Source organism: Candidatus Pelagibacter communis (genome assembly GCF_001179845.1).
Taxonomy (GTDB): Bacteria; Pseudomonadota; Alphaproteobacteria; order Pelagibacterales; family Pelagibacteraceae; genus Pelagibacter; species Pelagibacter ubique_Q.
The window spans coordinates 80,369-103,697 of the sequence record NZ_CVSB01000029.1 but is presented as its reverse complement, the minus strand read 5'-3'; the positions used below and the strand labels follow the sequence as shown (position 1 = coordinate 103,697).

Sequence of the window (23,329 nt, the reverse complement as noted above, 5' to 3'; positions counted from 1 at the left end):
CTCAAAGCAACTAAAATTATGATGAAAAAGATAGTTATTAAGGGCGCTAAAGAACATAATTTGAAGAATGTTACTGTAGAGATTCCAAAAGACAAATTTGTGGTCATAACGGGTCTATCAGGGTCAGGAAAATCATCTTTAGCTTTTGATACTATCTACGCTGAAGGTCAAAGAAGGTATGTAGAGAGTTTATCTGCCTATGCACGTCAATTTTTAGATAAAATGAAAAAACCAAATGTTGATTTAATTGAAGGATTAAGTCCTGCTATTGCAATAGAACAAAAAAATACATCAAAAAACCCAAGATCTACTGTTGCAACTGTAACTGAAATTTATGATTACATGAGAGTATTATATGCTAGAGCAGGTATCCCCTACTCACCATTTACAGGCAAACCAATAACCTCTCAAACAATTACACAAATAGTTGATTTAGTTAAAAAATTACCAAAAAAATCAACAATATATATTTACGCCCCAGTAGTGAGAGGTCGTAAAGGTGAATATAAAAAAGATATTTTAAGCTACAAGAGAAGAGGATTTAGAAAAATTAAAATTGATAATGTTTTATATGATATTGAAAAATCACCTAATCTAGATAAAAAACTTAAACACGATATTTCAGTCTTAGTCGATAGAATAGTTTTAAATTCAAAACTTGGAAATAGATTGGCAGAAAGCATTGAAACAGCTGTAAATTTAGCAAACGGTTTAGTTTTTGTAGAATATGAAGATGAAACGCTTCCTCAAAAATTCAGAAAAATAGAAAAATTAATTTACTCTACTAAATTCGCTTGCCCTGAGAGTGGTTTTACAATTGAGGAAATTGAGCCAAGACTTTTTTCTTTTAACAGCCCCTATGGAGCTTGTGAAGAATGTGAGGGAATTGGAATGAAATTAAATGTTGATCCAAATTTAGTTGTTCCTGATGAAAGAAAAAGTTTAGCAGATGGAGCAATTGAACCGTGGTCAAAATCAACCACATTATATTATGCTCAAACTTTATCATCTTTAGCAAAACATTATGGTTTCTCTTTAGATGAAAAATGGAAAAAATTACCCAAAAAAATTAAAGATATTATCCTTTATGGTTCAGATGAAGATGAAATTAAATTTAATTATGATGATGGTTACGAAAAATATTCTTATAAAAAAACCTTCGAAGGTGTAATTAATAATCTTGAAAGAAGATTTTTAGAGTCTGATAGCGAATGGAAAAGAGAAGCGATAGCTGAATATCAATCTGATACTGCATGTGAAGCATGTAATGGTGATAGATTAAAAGAAGAAGCGTTATGTGTAAAAATTGACGATCTTAATATTAGTGAAGTAACAAAAAAATCTATTTTGGATGCAGCAGAATGGTTTAAAAATTTAGAAAATAATCTCGATAAGAGACAATTTAAAATAGCAGAACATGTTTTAAAAGAAATCAATGAAAGATTAAATTTTCTTCTAAACGTTGGTTTAGATTATTTAACATTATCTAGAGAATCTGGAACTTTATCAGGTGGTGAAGCTCAAAGAATAAGATTAGCTTCACAAATTGGATCTGGTTTAACAGGTGTATTATATGTTTTGGATGAACCTTCAATTGGACTACATCAAAAAGATAATGTTAAGCTTATTAATGCATTAAAAAGATTACGAGATCTTGGCAATACAGTCATTGTTGTTGAGCATGATACCGAGACAATGGAAAATGCAGATCATATTATTGATCTTGGTCCTGAAGCCGGAAGTAATGGTGGTGAGATAACAGCTCAAGGATCATATGAAGAAATTAAAAAAGATAAAAATAGCATTACTGGACAGTATCTTGCTAATAAAAAAACAATTGAAATTCCAAAATCACGACGTTTAGCTAAAAATGGAAGGTTTGTAGAAATCAATGGTGCAAGTGGAAATAATTTAAATAATGTTAATCTTAAAATTCCAACTGGAACATTTACTTGTGTTACTGGTGTCTCAGGTAGTGGTAAATCTACTCTAATATTACAAACCCTATTTCATGCCTTAAATTTAACTTTAAATAATAAAGCAAGAAAAGCACCCAAATCATTTAAAGGTTATAAAGGTGTAGAATTGATAGATAAAATAATTGATATTGACCAGTCTCCTATTGGTAGAACACCAAGATCAAATCCAGCAACATATACAGGAGCCTTCGGGCCTATTAGAGATTGGTTTACAAGCCTGCCAGAGTCTAAAACAAGAGGGTATAAACCAGGAAGATTTTCTTTTAATGTTAAAGGAGGTAGATGTGAAGCTTGTGAGGGTGATGGTGTAATCACATATGAAATGCATTTTTTACCTGATGTTTATATTCAGTGTGATGAATGTAAGGGTACCAGGTACAATAGAGAAACCTTAGAAATTAAATTTAAAGGTAAAAGTATTGCTGATGTTTTGGATATGTCAGTTGATGAAGGATGTGAGTATTTTGAAAATATATCTAATATAAAAACAAAATTATTAACTCTTAAAAAAGTTGGATTAGGCTATATAAAAATTGGTCAGCAAGCAACTACATTATCAGGAGGTGAAGCACAACGAATTAAGCTTGCAAAAGAACTTTCAAAAAGATCTACGGGAAGAACGATGTATATCTTAGATGAACCAACCACAGGTTTACATCAACATGATATTAAAAAACTTTTAGAGATACTTCATACATTTGTAAAACTTGGGAATACAGTAGTTGTCATTGAACATAATCTTGATGTTATTAAAACAGCCGACTACATTGTGGATATGGGGCCTGAAGGTGGTGTAAAGGGTGGTAATATTGTCGCCGAAGGAAAACCTGAAGAAGTATGCAAAGTTAAAGAGAGTTATACTGGTCAATTTTTAAAACCTCTTTTAGCTTAAATTTAACAACTTAAAAATATTCAAAAATTAGTGTATAATTAATGAGAATCATGAGCAGTTTATTGTCTTCATTATCAAAAACAGTCCACGCATCACTTGCGTTAGCAATTATTTTGTTTTTAGGATTATTTTATTTAAACAATGGAATTGCTTTTGATACGCTATTCTGGAGCTGGTTGTTTAGATACATTCATGTAATTGTTGCAATTATGTGGATTGGGTTACTTTGGTATTTCAATTTTGTTCAAATTCCAAATATGGGAAAAATCCCAGATGAACAAAAACCAGCTATTGGTAAGGTAATAGCACCAGCTGCATTATTTTACTTTAGATGGGCTGCTGCATTAACTGTTCTTTCAGGTTTAATTCTCGCTCTTCTTAATGGATATCTTCATGATGCAATGACTTTAAGTATTGGTTCAGGTGTTCCAAAACATACTGCAATTGGAATTGGAATGTGGCTTGGAATTATAATGGCATTTAATGTGTGGTTTGTGATTTGGCCAAATCAAAAAAGAGCTTTAGGTATAGTTGAGAGTGATCCAGAAACAAAAGCTAAGTCAGCCAAAACTGCAATGCTATTTTCAAGAACAAATACTTTATTATCATTGCCTATGCTGCTTTCAATGGTGGCTGCACAAAATATATTTTAATTTATTTTTGATCGTCTTCTCTAAGAACAGTTTTTTGAGAAACACTGAGTCTAACTAAAACAGTATTAGCTATATAAATAGAAGAATAAGTTCCAAAAACTACACCAAGTATCATTGCTAATGAAAAACCTTTTAATATTTCTCCACCAAAAAAATAAATTGCTAATAAAGCAAGTAATGTAGTTGCTGAAGTTATTATAGTTCTTGATAACGTTTCATTAATTGAAATGTTTGTTAATTCAAAAATTTTTATATCTGAATATTTTCTTAAATTTTCACGCACACGGTCAAAAATAACAACTGTATCATTCATCGAATATCCAACTATTGTTAACACTGCTGCTATAATTGATAAGTTTATTTCTAAACTAAATAGTGAAAAAACTCCTAAAGTTACAATAACATCATGAAACAAAGCCAAAATAGCACCCAAACTAAACTGCCATTCAAATCTTATCCAAATATAAATTAACATTAATGCTAAAGACAAAGATATTGCTATAACTCCAGATTTTAGTAATTCAGCACTTACCTTTGGACCAACATTCTCTACCCTTCTAAAATCATAGTTATTTCCAAAAGATTTATCTAAATTAGTCTTAATTTCTTCAATAACATTTTTTTTATTATCTTTATTTTCAAATTTTACTAAAAAATCTGTATCATTACCAAATTTCTTCACTGAGACATCTCCTAAATCCATTTGATTAAATCTATCTCTTAATGAACTTACATTTATTTTAGAATCTGAGGCTCTTAATTCAATTAAAGTACCGCCTTTAAAATCTATACCAAAGTTGAGTCCTTTAAAAATTAACAATAATAATGAAACAATAATTAAAATTGATGAGAGTAAATTAAAGTGATTATAATATTTGTTAAAAGCAATCATTAGATTAATTTTTCCTTATCTTTATTTCTTGATACGTAAATACTAGTGAACAATCTTGCAATGAAATAGACTGAAAATAGTGTTGTAAATATTCCAACTCCTAAAGTTACAGCAAAACCTTTCACTGGACCTGAGCCCATGAAAAATAAAATAATTGCAGCTAATAATGTAGTAATATTAGCATCTAAAATCGCTGTTCTGGATTTAGTATAACCACCATCAAAAGCCAAAATATTATTAGTCTCGTCTTTTAGCTCTTCTTTAATCCTCTCAAAAATTAGAACATTTGCATCAACTGCCATACCAACGGTTAAAATAATTCCTGCTATACCAGGTAATGTTAAAGTAGCTTCAAATAAAGTTAAAATACCTAAAAGAATAAACAAATTAACTATTAGTGTTACATTGGTAATTAATCCAAAAATTTTATATTTTAAGAACATAAAAATTATCACCAACATAAAACCTATTGCCAAAGCAATCATTCCTGCATTAATTGAATCTTGTCCAAGATCTGGTCCAACTGTTCTTTCTTCAATTATTTCTAATGGTGCTGGTAATGCTCCAGATCTTAATAATAAAGCTAGATCGGTTGCTGTTTGAAAAGTGAAACCACCACTTATCTGACCAGATCCGCTTGCAATTGTGTCTCTAACTACAGGTGCGCTAATAATTTTACCATCTAAAACAATTGCTAATTGCTTTCCAATACCGGTTGATGTTGCCTTACCAAACCTTTTTGCACCTACTCTATCTAAAGAGAATGAAACAATTGTTTGGTTAGCTTGAGTGTCCATTCTTGGTTGAGCATCAAGTAAGTTTTCACCGCTTATTATAATTCTTTTACTAACTGTGGCTTCTTCTAGACCATTTTCAAATTTTAACTTTTCAACTCCAAAACGATCATTTTCGTCATTTGTTACAAATCGAAAAGTAAGGTTTGCAGTTTTACCAAGTAATGATTTTATTCTCATTGGATCATCTAATCCAGGAAGCTCTACTAAAATTCGATTGTTTCCTCTTTTAAGTATGTTTGGCTCATTGGTTCCAACCTCATCTACTCTCCTTCTAACTATTTCTATAGCTTGATCTTGAGAAGAAGTTTTAAGTTTAATTAAACCTTGTCTTGAAAAATTAACTTTTAAATTTAACCCTGTATCTTCAATTTCTAACTGATGTGATTTAAATCTTGGGTAATAAGGGTTAAGGTCGCTATCTTCGTCCTGAAAAACATCTAAAACAGATTGCTTATCTTTATCTATTACATTAAAAAAAATATTCTGATTATCTATTTTAATATTGTTGATTTTAATATTTTTTTCTTTGAAGTAATTTCTAATTGTTGTTGTTAGGTTTTGTAATTTTTGTTCAATTACAGGTTCATTATCAATTTCAAGTAATAGATATGATCCACCTTGAAGGTCTAATCCTAGATTAATTTTTTTATCAAAATAATTATCATCAAATTTAAAAAGATTTGATGAAGCAATTAAAATAAATAAAACTGAAAAAAAAGTTATAAATAAAATTCTTAACTTAGAGAAATAAAGCACTTAACTAAAAATAATTATTTTTTAACTTCTTGAGTATTTGTATTAACAAGACTTTGAATACCAGTTGATTTAACTATCTCAACCTTAACGTTTTCAGCAATTTCTACTTCAACTTTATCATTGTCTATAAGTCTCTCCACAGTACCTGTAATTCCACCAGAAGTAACAACCTTGTCACCTCTCTTAAGGCTTTCAACCATTGCTTTGTGCTCTTTAACTTTTTTTTGCTGTGGTCTGATTAAGAAAAAATAAAAAATAACAAAAATTAAAATTAACGGTATAAATTGTCCTATTCCTGAGCCTTCCATAAATCTCCTTATAAATTATGTGAATACTTATACTATCTATCTTATTAAAACAACTTTATTTAGCTGAAATCAATTCCAAATTATTCATATACGGTCGCAGCACCTTAGGAACAACAATTGAACCATCTTTTTGTTGGTAGTTTTCTAAAACAGCAATTAAAGTTCTACCCACAGCTAAACCGCTTCCATTTAGCGTTCCAACAAAAACAGTTTCTTTGTTTTTATTTTTATATCTTGATTTCATTCTTTGTGCCTGGAATGTTGAACAAGAAGAGCATGATGAAATTTCACGATACTTATTTTCTGACGGTAACCAAACTTCAATATCATAAGTTTTTTCTGCACTGAAACCCATATCCCCAGAGCACAAAATTATTTTTCTATAAGGTAACTCTAACTTATCCAGAATATCAGTTGCACAGTTCGTCATTCGCTCTAATTCTTCAAGACAATTTTCTTTTTCTACAATACTAACCATCTCAACTTTATAAAATTGATGTTGTCTAATCATTCCTTTAGTATCTTTTCCATAACTACCAGCTTCTTTTCTAAAACAAGGTGTTGAGGCAACAAATCTCATTGGTAAATCTTTTTGGTCTACAATTTTATCTTTAACAATGTTTGTTAAAATTACTTCAGCGGTTGGAATTAAAAATTTTCTATCAGATCCTTCATCAAATTTTATTTCAAATTGATCGTTTTCAAATTTTGGTAATTGGCCTGTTCCATACATTGTATTATCAGATGCAATCAATGGAGGTGAAATCTCTTGATAACCATTTTGAACAATATGAGTATCTAGCATAAAGTTAGATAATGCTCTTTCCAATAATGCTAAATCTTTTTTAACAAATACAAATCTTGATCCAGTTGTTTTCGTTGCAAGATCAAAATCAAGCATGCCTAAATTTTCACCAAGTTCGTAATGAGATTTGGGTTTAAAATCAAATTCAGGAACTTTCCCTGCTTTTAAAACTTCCACATTGTCATTTTCATCTTTTCCATTTGGAACATCCTGATGAGGTATATTTGGTATACTTGATAAAATATTATCTAATTCAATTTTAGTATTTTTTTGTTGGTCAGCGATCTTTTCTAATTCAGTAGATATTTTTTTAGATTTTTTGAATAAACTTTCATCTTTAGATTTTGAAATATCTTTTTTTTCTTTTTCTAAATTTTCTTTCTTTTGAATTAAATCTCTATTTAATTCATCAAGCTTTTTTAAATTATTAAAATCAATTTTAACTGAACGCTTTTCAAGATCTTTTTCAAATTTTGAATAATCTTTTCTAATTTCTTTTAAATTATGCATCAGTCTTTTCTAAATTTTTGTTTTCTATAAATTTTACTGAAAATATTGATAATTCATATAAAATTAATAATGGAATTGCTAAACCTATTTGAGTAATTGGATCTGGTGGTGTAAGTAATGCAGCTGCAGCAAATATAATTACTACTACGTACTTTCTTCTTTCTTTTAAAAATTGACTGTCAACAACACCTATTCTTGCCAATAAACTTAAGACTATGGGTAGTTGGAAACTTATTCCAAATGCAAAAATTAACTTCATAACAAGTGACAAGTATTCATTTACTTTAGCTTCTAATTGAATTGGTAGACTTGTAGACATCCCTGTACTTTCAAATGATAAAAAGAATTTAATAGCTAGTGGCATTATCAAATAATAAACAAGCATACCTCCTAAAAAGAAAAGGATTGGTGTTAGTACAAGATATGGAAGAATTGCAACTTTTTCATGTTTATATAATCCTGGTGCAATAAATTTCCATATTTGCATCAGAATAAATGGACAGGTCACGAAAAAAGCTGTGAAAAAGGATACCTTAATATACGTTAAAAAAGTTTCTTGTAAGGCTGTAAAAATAAGTCTTCTATCAGATCCATCATCTTTTACAGCTTGAGCAAATGGATCAACTAAAAAGCCGTATATGTGTTCTGAAAAAACGTAACAAATAACAAAAAAGATTATTAGAAATATAAAACTATGTATTAATCTTTTTCTTAGTTCTGTTAGATGGCTAACAAATCCACCTTCATTTTCATCATTGCTCATCTTTTTTTGTTTCTTTTTTTATTTCATTATCAATTTTTTCTTCATCAATTTCTAAATTTGAAACTTCATTTTGAATATTGCTAACATATCTTTTTGCAGTCCCTATCCAAGAACCTGCTTTCTTTAACATAATTGGAAAATCTTTAGGACCAAGAACAACAATTGCAATACCAACTACAATTAATATCTCAAACCAACCAATAGTAGGCATGTGATTTAATCTTTGTTTTCTGAGTCTTTGTTTTCGTCGGATATATTTTTTGGCTCTGTATCGTCAGTAACATCTGACGCCATTCCTTTTTTGAAACTTTTAATCCCCTTAGCTACATCGCCCATTAGACTAGAGATTTTACCTCGTCCAAATAATAAGACTACTAATATAACTACGATTGCTATTTGCCAAATTCCTATACTCATAAAAAAATTATAACCTTTTTATGCTTAATTTAAAAGTTACTTTTTTGTTAATCTTTCTCTTCTGTATCAAGAGTACTGTTTAACATCTCATCAATATTAGAATAAATATCCTCTTTTTTTTCTTCTTGTTTTTCTTTGTAGAATTTTCCAGTTCCAAAAATTGCATTATCGACACTAGAACTGTCAATTAATCCAGCAGCACCTAATTCATCAATTGTTGGTAAATCAGATAATTTTTGAAGATTGAAATGACTTAAAAATTCATCGGTTGTAACATACTGAATTGGTCTGCCTGGTACATCTTTACGACCTCCTGGTTTCACCCAGTTGAGTTCCATCAATATTTCAAGAGTATTCGTTCCAAATGCAACACCTCTAATCTCCTCAATCTCAGCTCTAGTAACAGGTTGGTGATAAACGATTATGGCTAAAGTTTCTACAGCAGCTCTAGAAAGTTTCTTTTCAACTGTTTTTTCTTGTGACATGATATTAGACAAGTTAGGAGAAGTTCTAAAAGACCACTTATCTTTTATACAAACTAAATTAATACCACGTTGAGAGTATTCTTGTTGTAACTTCTCTAAGGATTTTGCAACACTACCCTTTTTAGTAATTTTGCTTTCAATTGTATCAATATCTAATGGTTCTGCAGCAGCAAAAATAACTGCTTCAATTTCTTTTTCTAAGTCAGTTAACTTAGATGGAAATTTAACAATATTATCTTTTGTAATCTTTTCTTTTTTAATCATTATTTTCCTTTACATAAATATCATCAAATAATTTATCTTGTTTCATAGTTAAATTTCCTTCTTTAACTAATTCTAACGATCCAGCAAATATACCTGCTTTACCCGTACGTTTATATTTTGAATTACTTTTAAAATTTTGAGGAATTAAATCGTCTAATTTCTTCCAATCAATTAATTTACCAAAAAATTCTCTTATTGTTTTAATTCCATCTTCTGTAGTAAATACAGGCAATTTAGGAATATTCATTTTTTGAAAGTCCTTAGTCATAATAATTGTTGAATATGACTTAAGAAGCTCAAATAAACTTAAATTATATTCTGTGCTATAAATAGATCTTATATTTCCTTTCATTCCTCTTGATCGAATTTCTCTTCCTAATCTTTTTCTTTTTAACATTTGTTCAGAAAGCAATCTTATCAATTCGAGTTTTTTAAGTTGTAATTTTAATTTTTCAGCAACTTCTTGAACTTTAAATTCTTCGTCTGGTGTTCCTGGAAGTAATAATTTAGATTTTAAATAAGCTAACCAGGTTGCCATTAATAAATATTCTGACGCAATTTCTAAATTTAAATCTTTTTCTTTTGTAATATAATCGTGAAACTGATCTGCTAACTTTGTAATTGATATCTCTTCAAGATCTACCTTTTGAGCTTTGGCTAAATCTAAAAGGACATCTAGAGGGCCATTATAATTATTAATATCAACATTAAATAATGCAGAATCAGAAATAGTCATGCTCAGATATTAACTTAAAATTTTATAAAATAGAGATGTTTTTTTTATAATAAAATTACTTACCTTTGGTGAATTGTCGCCAACCACCTTCATTTCAGACAATTTGCCATTACAATGAAGAGCAAGATTACAACCTGCACTAAACGTTTTAATGGTATTAGTTTTTAAATCATCTTTTAAACTTTTCATTGATAAATCATCTGAAATTAAAATGTTTTTAAAGCCTATTTTTTTTCTAATTAAATTTATAATTTTTTTAGAGTGTGTAGCTGTATTTAACTTATCAATGCTTCGATATATTACATGCGCTGTCATTGCAAAATAGCTTTGTTTTTTCTTGAATGGAAAAAAATCATTTTTATTCAAATAATTTAACTTTTTAATAACTACAGGTGTAAATTTATGACTATCTACCTTAGCTAATCCATGCCCCGGTATGTGTTTCATCACAGTTCCAATGGAATTTTCATGAAAATAATCAATACAAATATCTCCAATTTTAGAGATATTTTTTTTATTTTTTGAAAAAGATCTATTACCAATAATGTTGCTAGATCCTTTAACTCTAAGATCTAAAACAGGAACGGTATTTATGTTAACACCGATTGATTTAAGTAAATACGAAGTTTTATCGATAAATAATTTATAAATAATATTAAATTTTTTCTTATCTTTTGTGAATAAATTACCAAAATATTCAGAAGTCAAATTATCAAATGAAATAATTTTACCTAATCGATTTACTCGTCCTCCTTCTTGATCAATTAATATTGGGTATTTTTTGTCTTTAAATATCTTTTTTATTTTATCAGTTAATTTTTTGGTTTGTTCAATTGAACTTATGTTTCTTGAAAATAAAATTACTCCCCATGGTCTATATTTCTTTAAAAAAGTAATCTCTTTGTTTGATAATTTTGATGATTTTAAACCAACAATAAAAGCTCTTCTATTCTTAATCATTCTCTAAAAGTTTCCAAAAATTAAACTTTTTCTTCTTTTTTTTGTTTGTTTGCTTAACGTATTCTATTACATTTTGTGTGTCGTTTTCCAAAACAGGTAAATTTTTTGAGTATAATTTAATTTTTTCATCGTTATTTTTATAAGATCTGTATGATTTCTTTTTATTTTCATCTGAAAAATAATATCTACCAGTTAAAAAAATAAATAAAGCAATTACAACAATAAAGATTAAATACTTAATTTCTTTTAGCATTACATTTTATCTGGCGTATCTACACCAACTATATCCATTCCTGATTTTACAACGTTAGATATTGCTTTTAAAAAAATTAATTTATCTGGTGAAACAGTTTTTTGATCATTAATAAATCTTTTTTCTGGATTTTGTTTACCAAGATTCCAATACGAATGAAATTCTGAGGCAAGATCATATAAATAAACAGGTATTCTATGTGGTTCTAATTTTGAACTAGCTGCATCAATACATTTGGGCCATTCTGAAATCTTTTTTAAAATTTTGATCTCATCATTTGAGTATTCGAAACTATAATCATCTAATTCAATTTTTGAATTTAAATCTTTATCAATATGTCTAAAGACAGATGAAATTCTAGCATAACAATATTGAACGTAATATAACGGATTATCTTTAGATTTTTCTTTTACAGCATCAAAATCAAAATCTAATTCTACATCACTACTTCTGTTGAGCATGATAAACCTAGTTGCATCTTTTCCAACTTCCTCAATTAAATCATCAACCGTAATGTAGTCGCCTTTTCTTTTAGACATCTTAAATGGTTTGTTATCTTTAATTAATTTTACAAGCTGACTAATTTTACAAATCAATTTATCTTTTTTTCCTGATAAAGCTTCAACTGACGATGAAATTCTTTTGATGTAACCAGCATGATCTGCGCCAAGAATATTTATTAAATAATCAAATTTACGATCTACTTTATTTTTATGATAAGCAACATCACTTGCAAAATAAGTCCATGTTCCATCTGACTTTTGTAATGCTCTATCTTTATCGTCACCAAAATCGGTAGATTTAAAAAGTAACTGTTCTCTTTCTACCCAGTTTTTGTCATCTTCTCCAGCTGGAGCTTTAATTTTTCCTTTGTATACAAATTTATTCTTTTCTAAAAATTTTATTACACTCTCTACTTCGTTATTTGAAACAATACTTTTTTCACTAACAAAATTATCGTGGTTAATTCCTAAACTCTTAAGGTTCTTTTTAATTAAAAGTAGCGCCTGTTCTATAGACAAAGCTGTTAACTTCTCACTTATTTGCTCATAATCATCAAAATTTAGATCTGAATTATCCGAAACTATATTTTTTGCAAAATCAACAAGGTAATCTCCTGGATACAAATCAGGATTATCTTGAGGAAATGTTTTGTTAAATTTTAATTCCCTAATTCTAAAGTATACAGATTTTGTAAAATTTATAATCTGGTTACCATAATCATTTACATAATACTCTTTAGTAACCTTGTGTTTATTAAATATTAATACATTAGATATGACGTCACCTAAAATAGCTCCTCTACAATGACCAACATGCAATGGTCCGGTAGGATTAGCTGATACAAATTCAACTAAATAATTATTTTTTTTCTCTTTTTCATTAATTCCAAATTTTTCAGCGTTATCAATTATTTCTTTAATAAAGTTTGACCAAAAAGATGGCTTAAATTTAATATTTATGAAACCAGGTTTAGCAACAGATATATTTTCTATTTGATCGTCACTATTTTTTATTTCAGGTGAAAGTTTTTCTGCTAATTGTATTGGAGAAATTTTGTTTAGTTTCGATAAAACCATTGCAACATTAGTTGAAATATCACAATCAAATTTTGGGGGTGGTATTTCCGCATTAATACCATTGAAACTTTCTGGAACGATAAGTTGATTTTTTTTACTAAGTTCAACAATAATAGATTTAATTTTATCTAAATATAATTCAAAAATATTCATTTATTATCGTTATAAAGGTTAATTGCGTATCTATCTGTCATACCAGATATAAAATCTGAAATAGCTCTATATTTGTCTTTAGTCAATTGCTCTTTAGAAAGAAATTTTCTTGGATTTGATTTAATTATTTTAAATAATTTCTTAATTATCATTTTACCTCTTTTATTCTTATTAAGCACCGATTTATTGTCATACATTCTACGTCTTAAAAATGATCGGATTTCTTGTTCTGAATTTTCAATTTTATCAGAAAAAGAAACTATTAATTGATTTGATTTTGATACATCTTTTAATGACTTAATTTTAAATTTTTTAATATTTTTTTCAGTATTACTTAGTAAATCTCTAATCATAATATCTATTGAATCTCTGATGATTTGATAAATAGCAATTTTATAATTTTTTTTATTAATTTTATTTTTATATTTTTGATAAATATTTTTGAAAAAATCTAATTCAACTAATTCCTCAAGTTTAAATAGGTTTGCTTTAATTCCATCCTGAATGTCATGATTATTATAGGCAATATCATCTGATATTGCTGATATTTGAGCTTCTAGTGATGGGTAGGTATTAAAATTAATTTTATTTTTGAAAACTTTTAAACCAATTAATTTATTTATCATGCTTAAATCATCTGCTGGTCCATTATGTTTTAAAAGTCCCTCTAAAGTTTCAAGAGTTAAATTTAATCCTGCAAATTTAAAATATTTATTCTCTAAAAACATTACTATTCTTAGTGTCTGAAGATTGTGATCAAAACCTCCATAGTTTTGCATACATTCATCTAAAGCATCCTCTCCTGCATGGCCAAATGGAGTATGACCTAAATCATGAGCAAGACTTAAGGTTTCAGCTAAATCTTCATTTAATTTTAGATACTTTGCAATTGATCTTGCTATTTGAGCAACTTCAATTGAATGAGTAATCCTGGTTCTAAAATGATCCCCTTCTGTGTTAACAAATACTTGGGTTTTATGCTTTAATCTTCTGAATGATGCGCTGTGTATTATACGATCTCTGTCGCGTTGAAAAGGAGATCTGTATTTTGAATTAGCTTCTTTATTAAGTCTGCCTTTACTTTTAAATACGCCTAACAAAGTGTCTTTTTTCATCCTTTAATTTAAATAATTAAGTATTATATTAGTAATATCAGTGTTCAGACATGATTAAAGAAATTAAATTTACGGATAAAGCGTTAAAACAAATAGATAATTTGTTATCAAAAAAAGACAAAGGATCATTCTTCAGAATCGCTATCAAAGGTGGAGGATGTTCTGGTTTTCAATATGAATTTACATTTGATAAATCAAAACAAGATGATGATTTAAATTATCAAAAAATTTTAATTGATAAAACTTCAGCTGATTTGCTTAAAGGATCTGAGGTTGATTATGTGTCTGAACTTATAGGTGAACAATTCAAAATTTCTAATCCACAAACCAAATCTTCATGTGGTTGTGGAGTGTCTTTCTCACTTTAATGCTCATTTCATCTTGGAATGTAAACTCGGTAAGAGCAAGAATCGAAAATATCAAAAGCTATTTATTAAAATATAAACCTGATATTTTAATGATGCAGGAAATCAAAACTGAAGATGTTAATTTTCCATATGATGATTTTTCATCAATGGACTATGAAAGTCATGTATTTGGTCAAAAAAGTTACAATGGTGTAGCAATTATATCTAAAAATAAATTAAAAAATGTCAAAACAGATTTAATTAAGGATAAGTTAAAACAATCAAGAATAATTTCAGCTGAATTTGAACATAAGAAAAAAAATATACAATTAATAAATATTTATACCCCTAATGGTAATCCTGTAGATACTGAAAAATATGATTATAAAAAAGATTGGTTGAATCAATTAATAAAGCAATTAAAAACTTTATCTAAAAAAAATTCAAATATTATTTTAGCTGGTGATTTCAATATTATCCCTTCAGCAGAAGATGTTTATAATGTTAAAAGTTTCGAAGACGATGCTTTATACAGACTTGAAATAAGAAAAAAATTTAGAGAAATGATTAATCTTGGTTTTAATGACGTCTACAGACATTTTTATGAAGATAAAGAAGGATATACATTTTGGGATTATATGAGAGGTGCATGGCAAAAAAATAATGGTATGAGGATAGATCATTTTTTAGTTTCAAATTCCATAATTGATCAAATTAAAGATATTAATATTAATAAAGATCCACGTGGAAGAGAAAAGCCTTCTGATCACACACCAATTGAGATTAATTTAGCTTAAAGATTTAATTTTATTTACTAATTCTTCGTTAATATTTCTTGGGCCAGTATCCATTCTATTCTTGTGACGTCTTTCTCCAGGTAATCTTACTTCACCCATCGATTTCATTTTTTCAAAAAATTCCTCAGCATGTTTTTGCCAATTAGTACTTGAAGTTTTATCTGGATTAATAGCTAGTATGAATTCACCGCCACTTGGAGGACCACCATCATTATTATCTTTAGCTGCTGTTTCAAAACTAAAATTATCCCCAACTAATGCGCCTGCCATTAATTCTACCATCATTGCAATTGCAGACCCTTTGTAACCACCAAAGGGTAATAAAACTCCACCATCGGCAATTTCCCCTGGATCAGTTGTTTCTTTTCCATCTTTAGTTAATCCTGTTCCAAGTGGAACTTTGTGCCCTTCTCTTTTAGCAACTTGAACTTCTCCCATTGCCATTGAGGCTGTTGCCATATCATAAACAACTGGTGTTTTACCAGGACGTGGCCAAGCAAATGAAATTGGGTTTGTTCCAAATAATGGTTTTATGGCACCAGCAGGTGCTACAGCAGGCTTGTAAGATGTACAAGCAAATGCAACTAAACCATCTTCCGCTAACTTTTCTGTTTCAGGCCACATAGCAGCCATATGATGTGAATTATTTATTGCTAATACCGCAACACCATTTTCTTTTGCAGCTTTTGCTAATTCAGGTAATCCTTTATTTAAAACAACAGGTGCTAAACAATTATTTCCTTCAACTTTGATAACGGATGAAGATATTTTTTTTACTTCTGGTTTTCCTTTTCCATTAATCTTTCCACCTTTAAGACCTGTTACATAAGCTGGCAATCTAAACAAACCATGTGAGACAGAACCATCTCTTTCTGCATTTCTAATTAAATCTGAAAGAATTGATGCAGTTTCATCATCACAACCGTTAGCTAAAAGAGTTTTTTTAGCTAGTTCAAATATTTCGTCTAAAGTTAATGATACAGTGCTCATTATTTTGATTTACATTTCTTACATAAACCAAAAAATTCTAAATTATATTTGCTATATTTCATTCCTGAATTGTCTGAAAAATTAGATAAATATTTAGAAAGTTTTGAATTACTTATTTCTGATATGTTTTCACAACTTTCACAAATTGAAAAAGCTGTAGCTTTAGAAATTTGACAACTAGAATTCTGACAAGCTATAAAAGCATTTCTACTTTCGATTTTATGTATTTTTCCGATTTCAACTAACTTATCTAAAGCTCTATATACTTGTAATGGAGCTTTAATTCCTTTTTTTTGGACATTAAAAAGAATTGCATAAGCCTTCATTGGTTCAGCGGATTTATCAATTAGGTCAAAAATTATTTTTTGATTTTTGGAAAGGTTATGTATTTTTTGCATCTTTAAATTCTTATCAATTAGTTATCAGTTTTTCAATTTAATCGATTGTTTAATATTAAGTAAAGAGAGTATAAATAATACTAAAGCGGCCATGATTATTGAAGGTCCAGAAGATGTGTTAAATTCTAATGAAGAAAATAGCCCTAATAAAACTGATAAAAGACCACCAATAACAGAAAATATAACCATCTTTTGAGGACTGTCTGATATGTTTCTAGCCATTGCAGCTGGTATGATTAACATTCCAGTAATTAATAATAACCCAACCATTTTAATTGATATGGCTATTACAGCAGCCATGAGAATTGTAAATATTGCTTTTGCTCTGTCAGGATTCAACCCTTCGGCTTCAGCTAATTCGTAATTAACTGTAGATGCAAACAATGGTTTCCAAATCAATTTAAGAACTATTAAAATTACTGCTCCACCAGTCCATATAATAAATATGTCATTTGTTGTTACAGCTAAGATATCTCCAAATAAAAGACCCATAATATCAAAACGAATAAAAGTTAGAAATCCAATTACTACTAAACCTACTGCTAAAGAAGAGTGTGCTAAAAGACCAAGTAAAGCGTCCCCTGGTAAATTAGTTTTTTTTTGTAGCTGAATTAATATCAGTGCGATTACAGATGAAATTATAAAGACAGATAGCGCAATATTAAGTTCAAACGAATAAGCCATTGTCACACCTAATAAAGCCGAATGTGATAAAGTATCACCAAAATAAGATAATCTTCTCCAAACAACAAAACATCCAAGTGGTCCTGTTACTAAAGCAACACCAATACCAGCAATTAACGCTCTAACAAAAAAATCATCTAACATATTAATTTTTTTTTATTTGACCTTCATCAGAATGAACGTGGTCATGCTTATGTTCATAAACTGTTAAAATTTGAGAAGCTTGTTCACCAAATAATGTTTTATACTCGTTATTTCTTGCAACATCCATTGGTGTTCCAGAACAACATACGTGTCCATTTAAACAAACAACATGATCTGTTGCAGTCATGACTGTATGTAAATCGTGAGAAATTAACAATATTCCACAATTTAAAGTATCTGAAATTTTTTTAATAAGTTCATATAATGCAATCTCTCCAGTGTAATCGACCCCTTGGACAGGTTCATCTAAGACTAATAATTCAGGTTTTTTTGAAATAGCTCTAGCTATTAAAACTCTCTGAAATTCACCTCCTGATAAATTCCCAAGATTTTTATTTTTAAGATGCATAACACCTGTAAGCGTAAGAGCTTCATCAATTGCTTCATCTTTTATGTCTTCTGTTAAAAGCATAAAATCATATACTCTTAATGGTAGTGTCCAATCAATTGAGATTTTTTGAGGAACATATCCAACTTTGTTGGTATATTTTTCTACAGTTCCTTCTATGTTTTTGTAAATTCCTAATGCAATTTTAGCTGTCGTGCTTTTTCCAGAGCCATTAGGTCCAATAAGGGTAACGATTTTTCCTTTTTCAACAGTTAAAGAAACACCTTCTACTAGCCATTTATCATTCTGTTTAAAACCGGCGTTATTTAATCTTACTAATGTACTATTTTCTAAACTCATAAATTGCTTGACTTATAAATGTTATATTATTACATACTGTTATATTATAACAACCAATTAAATTACTTACTTATGAAAAATATTAAAAAAATACCACTTATATTCTCAATATTATCAATTCTAGCATTCTTTACACCAGCAAACGCTGAAATAAAAGTAGTAGCTTCTATTAAACCAATTCATTCATTAGCTAGTTATTTAATGGATGGTATTGCTAAACCTGATCTCATAGTTGATGGATACGCATCTCCACACGGATTTGCAATGAAACCTTCTCATGCAAAAATGCTCCAAAATGCTGATCTAATATTTTGGGTAGGTGAAGATTTAGAAAATTTTTTAGAAAAACCACTAAGCTCAATTGCAAAAAAAGCAGAAAAAATTGAATTAATAGAAATCAAAGGGTTGCAAGTACTAAAATTTAGAGAAAGAAATATTTTTGACGGACATGATCATGACGATCACGGACATGACGATCATGGTAAAAAAGAAGATGATCATGACGATCACGGACATGACGATCATGGTAAAAAAGAAGATGATCATGACGATCACGGACATGATGATCACGGTAAAAAGGAAGATGATCATGACCATGACGATCATGGTAAAAAAGAAGATGATCACGACCACGATCATGACGATCATGGTAAAAAAGAGGATGATCATGACGACCACGGACATGATGATCATGATGGACATGCACATGGAGAATTTGATCCACACATTTGGTTGGACCCAATTAATGCAAAAGCTATGTTAAATGAAATGGCAGAACATTTAATTGAAAATGATCCTAAAAATGAAGCTAAATATAAAAGTAATTTAGCTAAAGCTTTGCAAGAAATCGATAAACTTACAATTGATGTAATGACAGATTTAAGTAGCAGTGTTTCTTCAATTGTATTCCATGATGCTTATCAATATTTTGAGGAAAGATTTAATGTTAAAGTATTAGGTGCGTTTACTGTAAATACTGATGTTATGCCTGGAGCTGAACAACTTGCTGAAATTAGAGAAATTATCGAGCATGATAAAGTAGCATGTGTATTCTCAGAGCCTCAGTTTAATCCTGATATTATCAATGCAGTTGCAAAAGACATGAAGATTAAAACTGGTGTACTTGATCCACTAGGAGCTACATTAAATCCAGGTAAAAATCTATATTTCAATTTAATTAGAAATATGTCTGCATCCTTCAAAGGTTGTTAATTAAAAATTAGGTTTAATCCGGGAATTTTTATAAATTCTCGGATTAACAAATAATTCTTACTGTTATTTAATCTCACAAAAAACATTGTATTTATTTTAAAGAAGATTTATTTTCTTTCATAATCTGACTTTATGAATGATTTAAATTTATTTAAACAAAATGGCTTTCTTGTTAAAGAAAATTTAATTTCTCAAACAAAGATAAATAAAATTAATAAAATTGTTAATGAAGTAATTTCAAAAGAAAAAAAAAGAAAAAAGGGTAATGGTACAAATGGAACTCAGTCCTATGATAATTACCATTTTGTTTACAATTCAAGTTCTTTAAAAAATAAAGAAATTTTAAGACTTAATAATCCTCAGAACAGACATAAAGTTTTCTATGAATTATCTAGAGATAAAAAGATTATATCTATAGCTAAAAAATTATTAGGTGGAACAGTTAGATTTCATCTAGGTAAATTAAATTTTAAACTACCAAACAAGAAAAAAGGTAGTGAAATTGGATGGCACCAAGATTGGGCTTTTTACCCTCATACAAACGATGATTTAATTACAGTTGGTATATATTTAGATGATTGCTACGAAAAAAATGGGCCGCTTAAAATAATAAAGAATTCACACAAAAAAAAATTGTACAGCCACCACAGCAAAGAAAATTATTTTGTTGGAAAAATAGACACTAAGAAAAATAAAATAGGAACTAAGGATAGTGTTTCCATAACTGGAACGGCTGGAACAGTAGTATTTTTTCATTGTAGATCAATTCATGGGTCTGGGCACAATCAAATGAATAACTCAAGACCCTTAATTTTATTTGGATATAGAGCTTGTGATGCATGGCCACTAATTAATGATGGAAACCCTCATCCTGAAGTTAATTTAGAAAATTATGACAAAAATATTATTGTCGGAAATAAATCAATAAAACCAAGATTGACTAAAGTTCCAACCATAATCCCACTCCCTAAGAAGAAACATTATGTTTCTATCTATGAGCTTCAGAAAAATTAAACTATAAAATTAAAATCTTTCTTTTAGTTAACCTCAATATTTTATAAATAGAACAATTATTTAAAAAAATTTAGAGGGGAAATCATGTTTATTAGAAAATATCTTAAGTGGATAAGTACATTTTTGGTACTAACAGGAATACTTTTAACTAATTTAAATATATATCCATTAAATATATATTTTCATGGATTAGGAGTTATTGGATGGACTATTGCTGGTTTTATTAGCAAAGATAAGGCTATCTTAACTAATTTTGGATTACAAATACCTTTATTTTTAATAGGAATTTATAAAATCATAATTTAATGAAAAATATACTGTTTGTATGTACTGGTAATTCTGCGAGAAGCATCATAGCTGAAAGTATTATTAACAATAAATATTCATTTAAGTTTAAAGCTTACAGTGCTGGTAGTAATCCTACAGGAAAAATTAACGAAAATATCAAATTATATTTAACTAAAATAAAAAATTTTAATCTTGAAAATTATTCTTCAAAAAATTTTGAAATATTTTTAGATAAGAAATTTAATATAGATCATGTAATTACAGTGTGTAATAATGCAAATAACGAGATTTGCCCTATATGGCCAAATAATAACAAAATTATTCATTGGGATATTGAGGATCCTGTATCAAAATTTAAAAATTCCGATGAAAATCAGATAAACGAAATAATTAATGTGACTTACGATAAAATAAATGAAAAAATTAATATTTGGTTAAATAATGAAAATTAAAAAAAACATATTAATTGGTGAATTTTTAGGAAGTTGTTTTCTTGTCATGATTATTGTTGGATCTGGGATCATGGCAGAAAATCTAACTAATGATGATGGCATTAGGCTTTTAGCTAATACAATTGCTACTGGAGCTGGATTATTTGTCTTAATTACAGCCTTTGCTGATATTTCAGGTGCTCATTTTAATCCTTTTGTAAGTCTTGCAATGTTTTTCAGAAAAAAAATTAAAGGTAATCTTTTAAAATATTACATTCCTGCACAAATATCTGGTTGTTTATTAGGAGTAATGTTTGCAAATGTCTTTTTTGAACACAGTCTTTTAGAGTTATCAACTAAAAATAGAGATGGGTTACATATATTTGTTTCTGAAATTGTAGCAACTTTTGGTCTAATATTTATAATTTTTGCAACTCTAAAGGACGGAAAAACAATAGTTGCTATTAGCGTAGCAACATATATTTCCGCGGGCTATTGGTTTACTTCATCAACATCTTTTGCAAATCCAGCTGTATCTTTAGCAAGAACATTTACTGATTCTTTTACAGGAATTAATTATCTTAATACGCCAACATATATTTTAGCTGAGTTTATTGGATTAATTTTAGCAGCGTATATTCTTAGAATTATCTATAAATAACACAACTTCTAAATGTAAAATATATATAATTTTATTTACAAAATTTAGAAATAATATATTTAGGGCGAATCCTCTCCTTGCTTTCCAAAATAATTAAATTCATTTGTAGACTTATCTCAAGCTTGTAATAATGATCAATGAATCTTCGCGTTGATTCTCAAATAAATAAATTTAATCGTAGATTATTTTCTCTTTAATGAATATTTACATTCTTAAGTCATTATTGGACAGAACCGAAAACAATAATATATAGGAGAAAAAATGGATATGACTTTAGTATATACAGTTATAGGGTTTGCCCTTGCTGGATATAGCGTAATCGCTAACGACTCAATTCAAACACTTGGTACCTTTATAGCTTCAAAAAAGAAGTGGTTTAAGTGGTACGTACTAGCTGGATCGGCATCAGCAGTTATGATTTTTGCGTTAGCTTGGGGGTGGTATGCGTATGATGGTGATATTTCTTACGGAAGATTAACTAGAATACCTTATCAAGAGATTCAATGGTATCATGCAGTAGCACCTGCAATACTGTTATTATTAACGAGAATTGGGATACCTGTATCAACAACCTTTTTAGTTCTTTCAGCATTTGCTTCAACTGTTGTGCTTGAAAAAATGCTGTTAAAAAGCGTTGTAGGTTATGGATTAGCAGCAATGGTTGCTTATATAGCCTGGATAGCGGTATCAAAGTTCATTAATGAGAAATTTGATGAAGTAGATAACAAATGGAGAGGATTTTGGAGAAATGCAGTATGGGTTTCTTCAGGTTGGTTATGGTGGGTTTGGTTATCTCACGATGTAGCTAATATTGCTGTATATCTGCCTAGGCAATTAGATTTATCATTACTTTTAATTGTAATGGCCTATTTTACTTCATTATTATTTTATATTTTCTACATTCAAGGTGGACCAATTCAAAAAGTTGTTCTTGAAAAAACGGGAACAAGATATGCAAGATCAGCTACAATTATAAACGTAATTTATGCTGCTGTTTTATTCTACTTCAAAGAGCTCAATGATTTGCCTATGTCTACGACGTGGGTGTTTGTAGGATTGTTATGTGGTAGAGAACTTGCGATATCAACAATGAATAAAGAATATAAATTTAAATATGTCTTCCCTTTGATTGGTAAAGACTTTCTTAAAATGATTTTTGGTTTAAGTGTATCAGTAGGTATCGTATTAGCGATCCACTATATAATTATTCCAAATAATTGGTTTTAAAATATCTGTTTGGGCATATTATTTGAATTAATATGCCCAAATTTATAAAATTTTTCGTTTAAAAATTGAA

27 protein-coding genes are annotated in these 23,329 nt (G+C 28.8%); 10 read left to right on the top strand and 17 right to left on the bottom strand.

Annotation, left to right across the window (positions count from 1 at the left end; translation table 11 throughout):
* The first annotated feature begins 18 nt into the window (after positions 1-18).
* Together uvrA and AMN81_RS02625 are read left to right on the top strand one after the other, a co-directional pair.
* A complete protein-coding gene (gene uvrA / locus AMN81_RS02630) occupies positions 19-2,871 on the top strand; it encodes an excinuclease ABC subunit UvrA (protein ID WP_072090579.1) in 2,853 nt (950 codons plus the stop codon).
* A 50-nt stretch (positions 2,872-2,921) separates the two neighbouring features.
* Positions 2,922-3,524 (top strand): urate hydroxylase PuuD, encoded by a 603-nt coding sequence (locus AMN81_RS02625; RefSeq protein ID WP_072090578.1) that lies wholly within the window; start codon positions 2,922-2,924, stop codon positions 3,522-3,524.
* A 1-nt stretch (position 3,525) separates the two neighbouring features.
* Here AMN81_RS02625 and secF read toward each other — a convergent pair whose 3' ends face one another.
* From secF to AMN81_RS02560, 13 genes are read right to left on the bottom strand one after another with little or no spacing between them, the layout of a single operon-like run.
* Entirely contained in the window at positions 3,526-4,416 is an 891-nt protein-coding gene (gene secF / locus AMN81_RS02620; RefSeq protein WP_072090577.1) for a protein translocase subunit SecF, read from the bottom strand.
* Positions 4,416-5,969 carry a protein translocase subunit SecD gene (gene secD, locus AMN81_RS02615; protein ID WP_072090576.1) on the bottom strand — a complete coding sequence of 518 codons (1,554 nt, stop codon included), beginning with the start codon at positions 5,967-5,969 and terminating at the stop codon, positions 4,416-4,418. Before secD ends, secF begins: the two co-directional genes overlap by 1 nt.
* Before the next feature lie 14 nt (positions 5,970-5,983).
* Entirely contained in the window at positions 5,984-6,277 is a 294-nt protein-coding gene (gene yajC / locus AMN81_RS02610; protein WP_023853826.1) for a preprotein translocase subunit YajC, read from the bottom strand.
* A gap of 55 nt (positions 6,278-6,332) precedes the next feature.
* A complete protein-coding gene (serS, locus tag AMN81_RS02605) occupies positions 6,333-7,592 on the bottom strand; it encodes a serine--tRNA ligase (RefSeq protein ID WP_072090575.1) in 1,260 nt (419 codons plus the stop codon).
* Entirely contained in the window at positions 7,585-8,355 is a 771-nt protein-coding gene (tatC, locus tag AMN81_RS02600; RefSeq protein ID WP_072090574.1) for a twin-arginine translocase subunit TatC, read from the bottom strand. Before tatC ends, serS begins: the two co-directional genes overlap by 8 nt.
* Positions 8,345-8,566, bottom strand: coding sequence for a Sec-independent protein translocase protein TatB (gene tatB, locus AMN81_RS02595; RefSeq protein WP_023853829.1), 222 nt, complete (start codon positions 8,564-8,566; stop codon positions 8,345-8,347). Before tatB ends, tatC begins: the two co-directional genes overlap by 11 nt.
* Before the next feature lie 5 nt (positions 8,567-8,571).
* Positions 8,572-8,772 (bottom strand): twin-arginine translocase TatA/TatE family subunit, encoded by a 201-nt coding sequence (gene tatA / locus AMN81_RS02590; RefSeq protein ID WP_023853830.1) that lies wholly within the window; start codon positions 8,770-8,772, stop codon positions 8,572-8,574.
* 47 nt (positions 8,773-8,819) lie between these two features.
* Positions 8,820-9,521, bottom strand: coding sequence for an SMC-Scp complex subunit ScpB (gene scpB, locus AMN81_RS02585; protein WP_072090573.1), 702 nt, complete (start codon positions 9,519-9,521; stop codon positions 8,820-8,822).
* Complete coding sequence (locus AMN81_RS02580; RefSeq protein ID WP_072090572.1) at positions 9,514-10,257, bottom strand: segregation and condensation protein A; 744 nt, start codon at positions 10,255-10,257, stop codon at positions 9,514-9,516. The genes scpB and AMN81_RS02580 overlap by 8 nt, the downstream gene beginning before the upstream one ends.
* A gap of 9 nt (positions 10,258-10,266) precedes the next feature.
* Positions 10,267-11,217, bottom strand: a complete 951-nt coding sequence (locus tag AMN81_RS02575) for a glycoside hydrolase family 3 N-terminal domain-containing protein (protein ID WP_072090571.1) — start codon at positions 11,215-11,217, stop codon at positions 10,267-10,269.
* A complete protein-coding gene (locus tag AMN81_RS02570; RefSeq protein ID WP_072090570.1) occupies positions 11,210-11,470 on the bottom strand; it encodes a hypothetical protein in 261 nt (86 codons plus the stop codon). Before AMN81_RS02570 ends, AMN81_RS02575 begins: the two co-directional genes overlap by 8 nt.
* Positions 11,470-13,203 (bottom strand): arginine--tRNA ligase, encoded by a 1,734-nt coding sequence (argS, locus tag AMN81_RS02565; RefSeq protein WP_072090569.1) that lies wholly within the window; start codon positions 13,201-13,203, stop codon positions 11,470-11,472. The genes AMN81_RS02570 and argS overlap by 1 nt, the downstream gene beginning before the upstream one ends.
* Positions 13,200-14,318 carry a deoxyguanosinetriphosphate triphosphohydrolase gene (locus tag AMN81_RS02560; protein ID WP_072090568.1) on the bottom strand — a complete coding sequence of 373 codons (1,119 nt, stop codon included), beginning with the start codon at positions 14,316-14,318 and terminating at the stop codon, positions 13,200-13,202. Before AMN81_RS02560 ends, argS begins: the two co-directional genes overlap by 4 nt.
* A 50-nt stretch (positions 14,319-14,368) precedes the next feature.
* On the opposite strand from AMN81_RS02560, the gene AMN81_RS02555 reads away from it, so the two are divergent.
* Together AMN81_RS02555 and xth are read left to right on the top strand one after the other, a co-directional pair.
* On the top strand, positions 14,369-14,686 hold the full coding sequence (locus tag AMN81_RS02555; RefSeq protein WP_072090567.1) for a HesB/IscA family protein: 318 nt from the start codon (positions 14,369-14,371) through the stop codon (positions 14,684-14,686).
* Positions 14,686-15,462: an exodeoxyribonuclease III gene (xth, locus tag AMN81_RS02550; RefSeq protein WP_072090566.1), complete on the top strand. Its 777-nt coding sequence runs from the start codon at positions 14,686-14,688 to the stop codon at positions 15,460-15,462. Before AMN81_RS02555 ends, xth begins: the two co-directional genes overlap by 1 nt.
* Here the strand turns inward: xth and AMN81_RS02545 are convergent.
* Genes AMN81_RS02545 through AMN81_RS02530 form a run of 4 tightly spaced genes read right to left on the bottom strand, consistent with a single transcriptional unit; the run spans position 15,454 to position 18,426 of the window.
* Positions 15,454-16,452, bottom strand: coding sequence for an Ldh family oxidoreductase (locus tag AMN81_RS02545; protein WP_072090565.1), 999 nt, complete (start codon positions 16,450-16,452; stop codon positions 15,454-15,456). The genes xth and AMN81_RS02545 overlap by 9 nt on opposite strands.
* Positions 16,452-16,850 carry a Fur family transcriptional regulator gene (locus AMN81_RS02540; RefSeq protein ID WP_072090564.1) on the bottom strand — a complete coding sequence of 133 codons (399 nt, stop codon included), beginning with the start codon at positions 16,848-16,850 and terminating at the stop codon, positions 16,452-16,454. The genes AMN81_RS02545 and AMN81_RS02540 overlap by 1 nt, the downstream gene beginning before the upstream one ends.
* Positions 16,851-16,874: 24 nt before the next feature.
* Positions 16,875-17,678: a metal ABC transporter permease gene (locus AMN81_RS02535; RefSeq protein WP_072090563.1), complete on the bottom strand. Its 804-nt coding sequence runs from the start codon at positions 17,676-17,678 to the stop codon at positions 16,875-16,877.
* Between the two features lies 1 nt (position 17,679).
* Entirely contained in the window at positions 17,680-18,426 is a 747-nt protein-coding gene (locus AMN81_RS02530; RefSeq protein WP_072090562.1) for an ATP-binding cassette domain-containing protein, read from the bottom strand.
* A 72-nt stretch (positions 18,427-18,498) separates the two neighbouring features.
* On the opposite strand from AMN81_RS02530, the gene AMN81_RS02525 reads away from it, so the two are divergent.
* The 6 genes from AMN81_RS02525 (at position 18,499) to AMN81_RS02500 (ending at position 23,259) form a co-directional block, all read left to right on the top strand.
* The gene (locus tag AMN81_RS02525; RefSeq protein ID WP_072090561.1) at positions 18,499-19,638 is read left to right on the top strand and encodes a zinc ABC transporter substrate-binding protein; all 1,140 of its coding nucleotides are present in this window, start codon (positions 18,499-18,501) and stop codon (positions 19,636-19,638) included.
* A 132-nt stretch (positions 19,639-19,770) separates the two neighbouring features.
* Positions 19,771-20,652 (top strand): phytanoyl-CoA dioxygenase family protein, encoded by an 882-nt coding sequence (locus AMN81_RS02520; protein ID WP_072090560.1) that lies wholly within the window; start codon positions 19,771-19,773, stop codon positions 20,650-20,652.
* An 84-nt stretch (positions 20,653-20,736) separates the two neighbouring features.
* Positions 20,737-20,958: a DUF6552 family protein gene (locus AMN81_RS02515; RefSeq protein WP_072090559.1), complete on the top strand. Its 222-nt coding sequence runs from the start codon at positions 20,737-20,739 to the stop codon at positions 20,956-20,958.
* Positions 20,958-21,392, top strand: coding sequence for an arsenate reductase ArsC (locus AMN81_RS02510; protein WP_072090558.1), 435 nt, complete (start codon positions 20,958-20,960; stop codon positions 21,390-21,392). The genes AMN81_RS02515 and AMN81_RS02510 overlap by 1 nt, the downstream gene beginning before the upstream one ends.
* Positions 21,382-22,032 (top strand): aquaporin, encoded by a 651-nt coding sequence (locus AMN81_RS02505; RefSeq protein WP_072090557.1) that lies wholly within the window; start codon positions 21,382-21,384, stop codon positions 22,030-22,032. Before AMN81_RS02510 ends, AMN81_RS02505 begins: the two co-directional genes overlap by 11 nt.
* Before the next feature lie 267 nt (positions 22,033-22,299).
* Complete coding sequence (locus tag AMN81_RS02500; RefSeq protein ID WP_256998208.1) at positions 22,300-23,259, top strand: hypothetical protein; 960 nt, start codon at positions 22,300-22,302, stop codon at positions 23,257-23,259.
* The last annotated feature ends 70 nt before the right edge of the window (positions 23,260-23,329 follow it).

What these genes read in the sequence shown, in the direction of transcription:
- uvrA (WP_072090579.1), top strand. Translation starts at nt 19, where the DNA reads ATGATGAAAAAGATAGTTATTAAGGGCGCTAAAGAACATAATTTGAAG.
- AMN81_RS02625 (WP_072090578.1), top strand. Translation starts at nt 2,922, where the DNA reads ATGAGCAGTTTATTGTCTTCATTATCAAAAACAGTCCACGCATCACTT.
- secF (WP_072090577.1), bottom strand. Translation starts at nt 4,416, where the DNA reads ATGATTGCTTTTAACAAATATTATAATCACTTTAATTTACTCTCATCA.
- yajC (WP_023853826.1), bottom strand. Translation starts at nt 6,277, where the DNA reads ATGGAAGGCTCAGGAATAGGACAATTTATACCGTTAATTTTAATTTTT.
- serS (WP_072090575.1), bottom strand. Translation starts at nt 7,592, where the DNA reads ATGCATAATTTAAAAGAAATTAGAAAAGATTATTCAAAATTTGAAAAA.
- tatC (WP_072090574.1), bottom strand. Translation starts at nt 8,355, where the DNA reads ATGAGCAATGATGAAAATGAAGGTGGATTTGTTAGCCATCTAACAGAA.
- tatB (WP_023853829.1), bottom strand. Translation starts at nt 8,566, where the DNA reads ATGCCTACTATTGGTTGGTTTGAGATATTAATTGTAGTTGGTATTGCA.
- tatA (WP_023853830.1), bottom strand. Translation starts at nt 8,772, where the DNA reads ATGAGTATAGGAATTTGGCAAATAGCAATCGTAGTTATATTAGTAGTC.
- scpB (WP_072090573.1), bottom strand. Translation starts at nt 9,521, where the DNA reads ATGATTAAAAAAGAAAAGATTACAAAAGATAATATTGTTAAATTTCCA.
- AMN81_RS02580 (WP_072090572.1), bottom strand. Translation starts at nt 10,257, where the DNA reads ATGACTATTTCTGATTCTGCATTATTTAATGTTGATATTAATAATTAT.
- AMN81_RS02575 (WP_072090571.1), bottom strand. Translation starts at nt 11,217, where the DNA reads ATGATTAAGAATAGAAGAGCTTTTATTGTTGGTTTAAAATCATCAAAA.
- AMN81_RS02570 (WP_072090570.1), bottom strand. Translation starts at nt 11,470, where the DNA reads ATGCTAAAAGAAATTAAGTATTTAATCTTTATTGTTGTAATTGCTTTA.
- argS (WP_072090569.1), bottom strand. Translation starts at nt 13,203, where the DNA reads ATGAATATTTTTGAATTATATTTAGATAAAATTAAATCTATTATTGTT.
- AMN81_RS02560 (WP_072090568.1), bottom strand. Translation starts at nt 14,318, where the DNA reads ATGAAAAAAGACACTTTGTTAGGCGTATTTAAAAGTAAAGGCAGACTT.
- AMN81_RS02555 (WP_072090567.1), top strand. Translation starts at nt 14,369, where the DNA reads ATGATTAAAGAAATTAAATTTACGGATAAAGCGTTAAAACAAATAGAT.
- xth (WP_072090566.1), top strand. Translation starts at nt 14,686, where the DNA reads ATGCTCATTTCATCTTGGAATGTAAACTCGGTAAGAGCAAGAATCGAA.
- AMN81_RS02545 (WP_072090565.1), bottom strand. Translation starts at nt 16,452, where the DNA reads ATGAGCACTGTATCATTAACTTTAGACGAAATATTTGAACTAGCTAAA.
- AMN81_RS02540 (WP_072090564.1), bottom strand. Translation starts at nt 16,850, where the DNA reads ATGCAAAAAATACATAACCTTTCCAAAAATCAAAAAATAATTTTTGAC.
- AMN81_RS02535 (WP_072090563.1), bottom strand. Translation starts at nt 17,678, where the DNA reads ATGTTAGATGATTTTTTTGTTAGAGCGTTAATTGCTGGTATTGGTGTT.
- AMN81_RS02530 (WP_072090562.1), bottom strand. Translation starts at nt 18,426, where the DNA reads ATGAGTTTAGAAAATAGTACATTAGTAAGATTAAATAACGCCGGTTTT.
- AMN81_RS02525 (WP_072090561.1), top strand. Translation starts at nt 18,499, where the DNA reads ATGAAAAATATTAAAAAAATACCACTTATATTCTCAATATTATCAATT.
- AMN81_RS02520 (WP_072090560.1), top strand. Translation starts at nt 19,771, where the DNA reads ATGAATGATTTAAATTTATTTAAACAAAATGGCTTTCTTGTTAAAGAA.
- AMN81_RS02515 (WP_072090559.1), top strand. Translation starts at nt 20,737, where the DNA reads ATGTTTATTAGAAAATATCTTAAGTGGATAAGTACATTTTTGGTACTA.
- AMN81_RS02510 (WP_072090558.1), top strand. Translation starts at nt 20,958, where the DNA reads ATGAAAAATATACTGTTTGTATGTACTGGTAATTCTGCGAGAAGCATC.
- AMN81_RS02505 (WP_072090557.1), top strand. Translation starts at nt 21,382, where the DNA reads ATGAAAATTAAAAAAAACATATTAATTGGTGAATTTTTAGGAAGTTGT.
- AMN81_RS02500 (WP_256998208.1), top strand. Translation starts at nt 22,300, where the DNA reads ATGACTTTAGTATATACAGTTATAGGGTTTGCCCTTGCTGGATATAGC.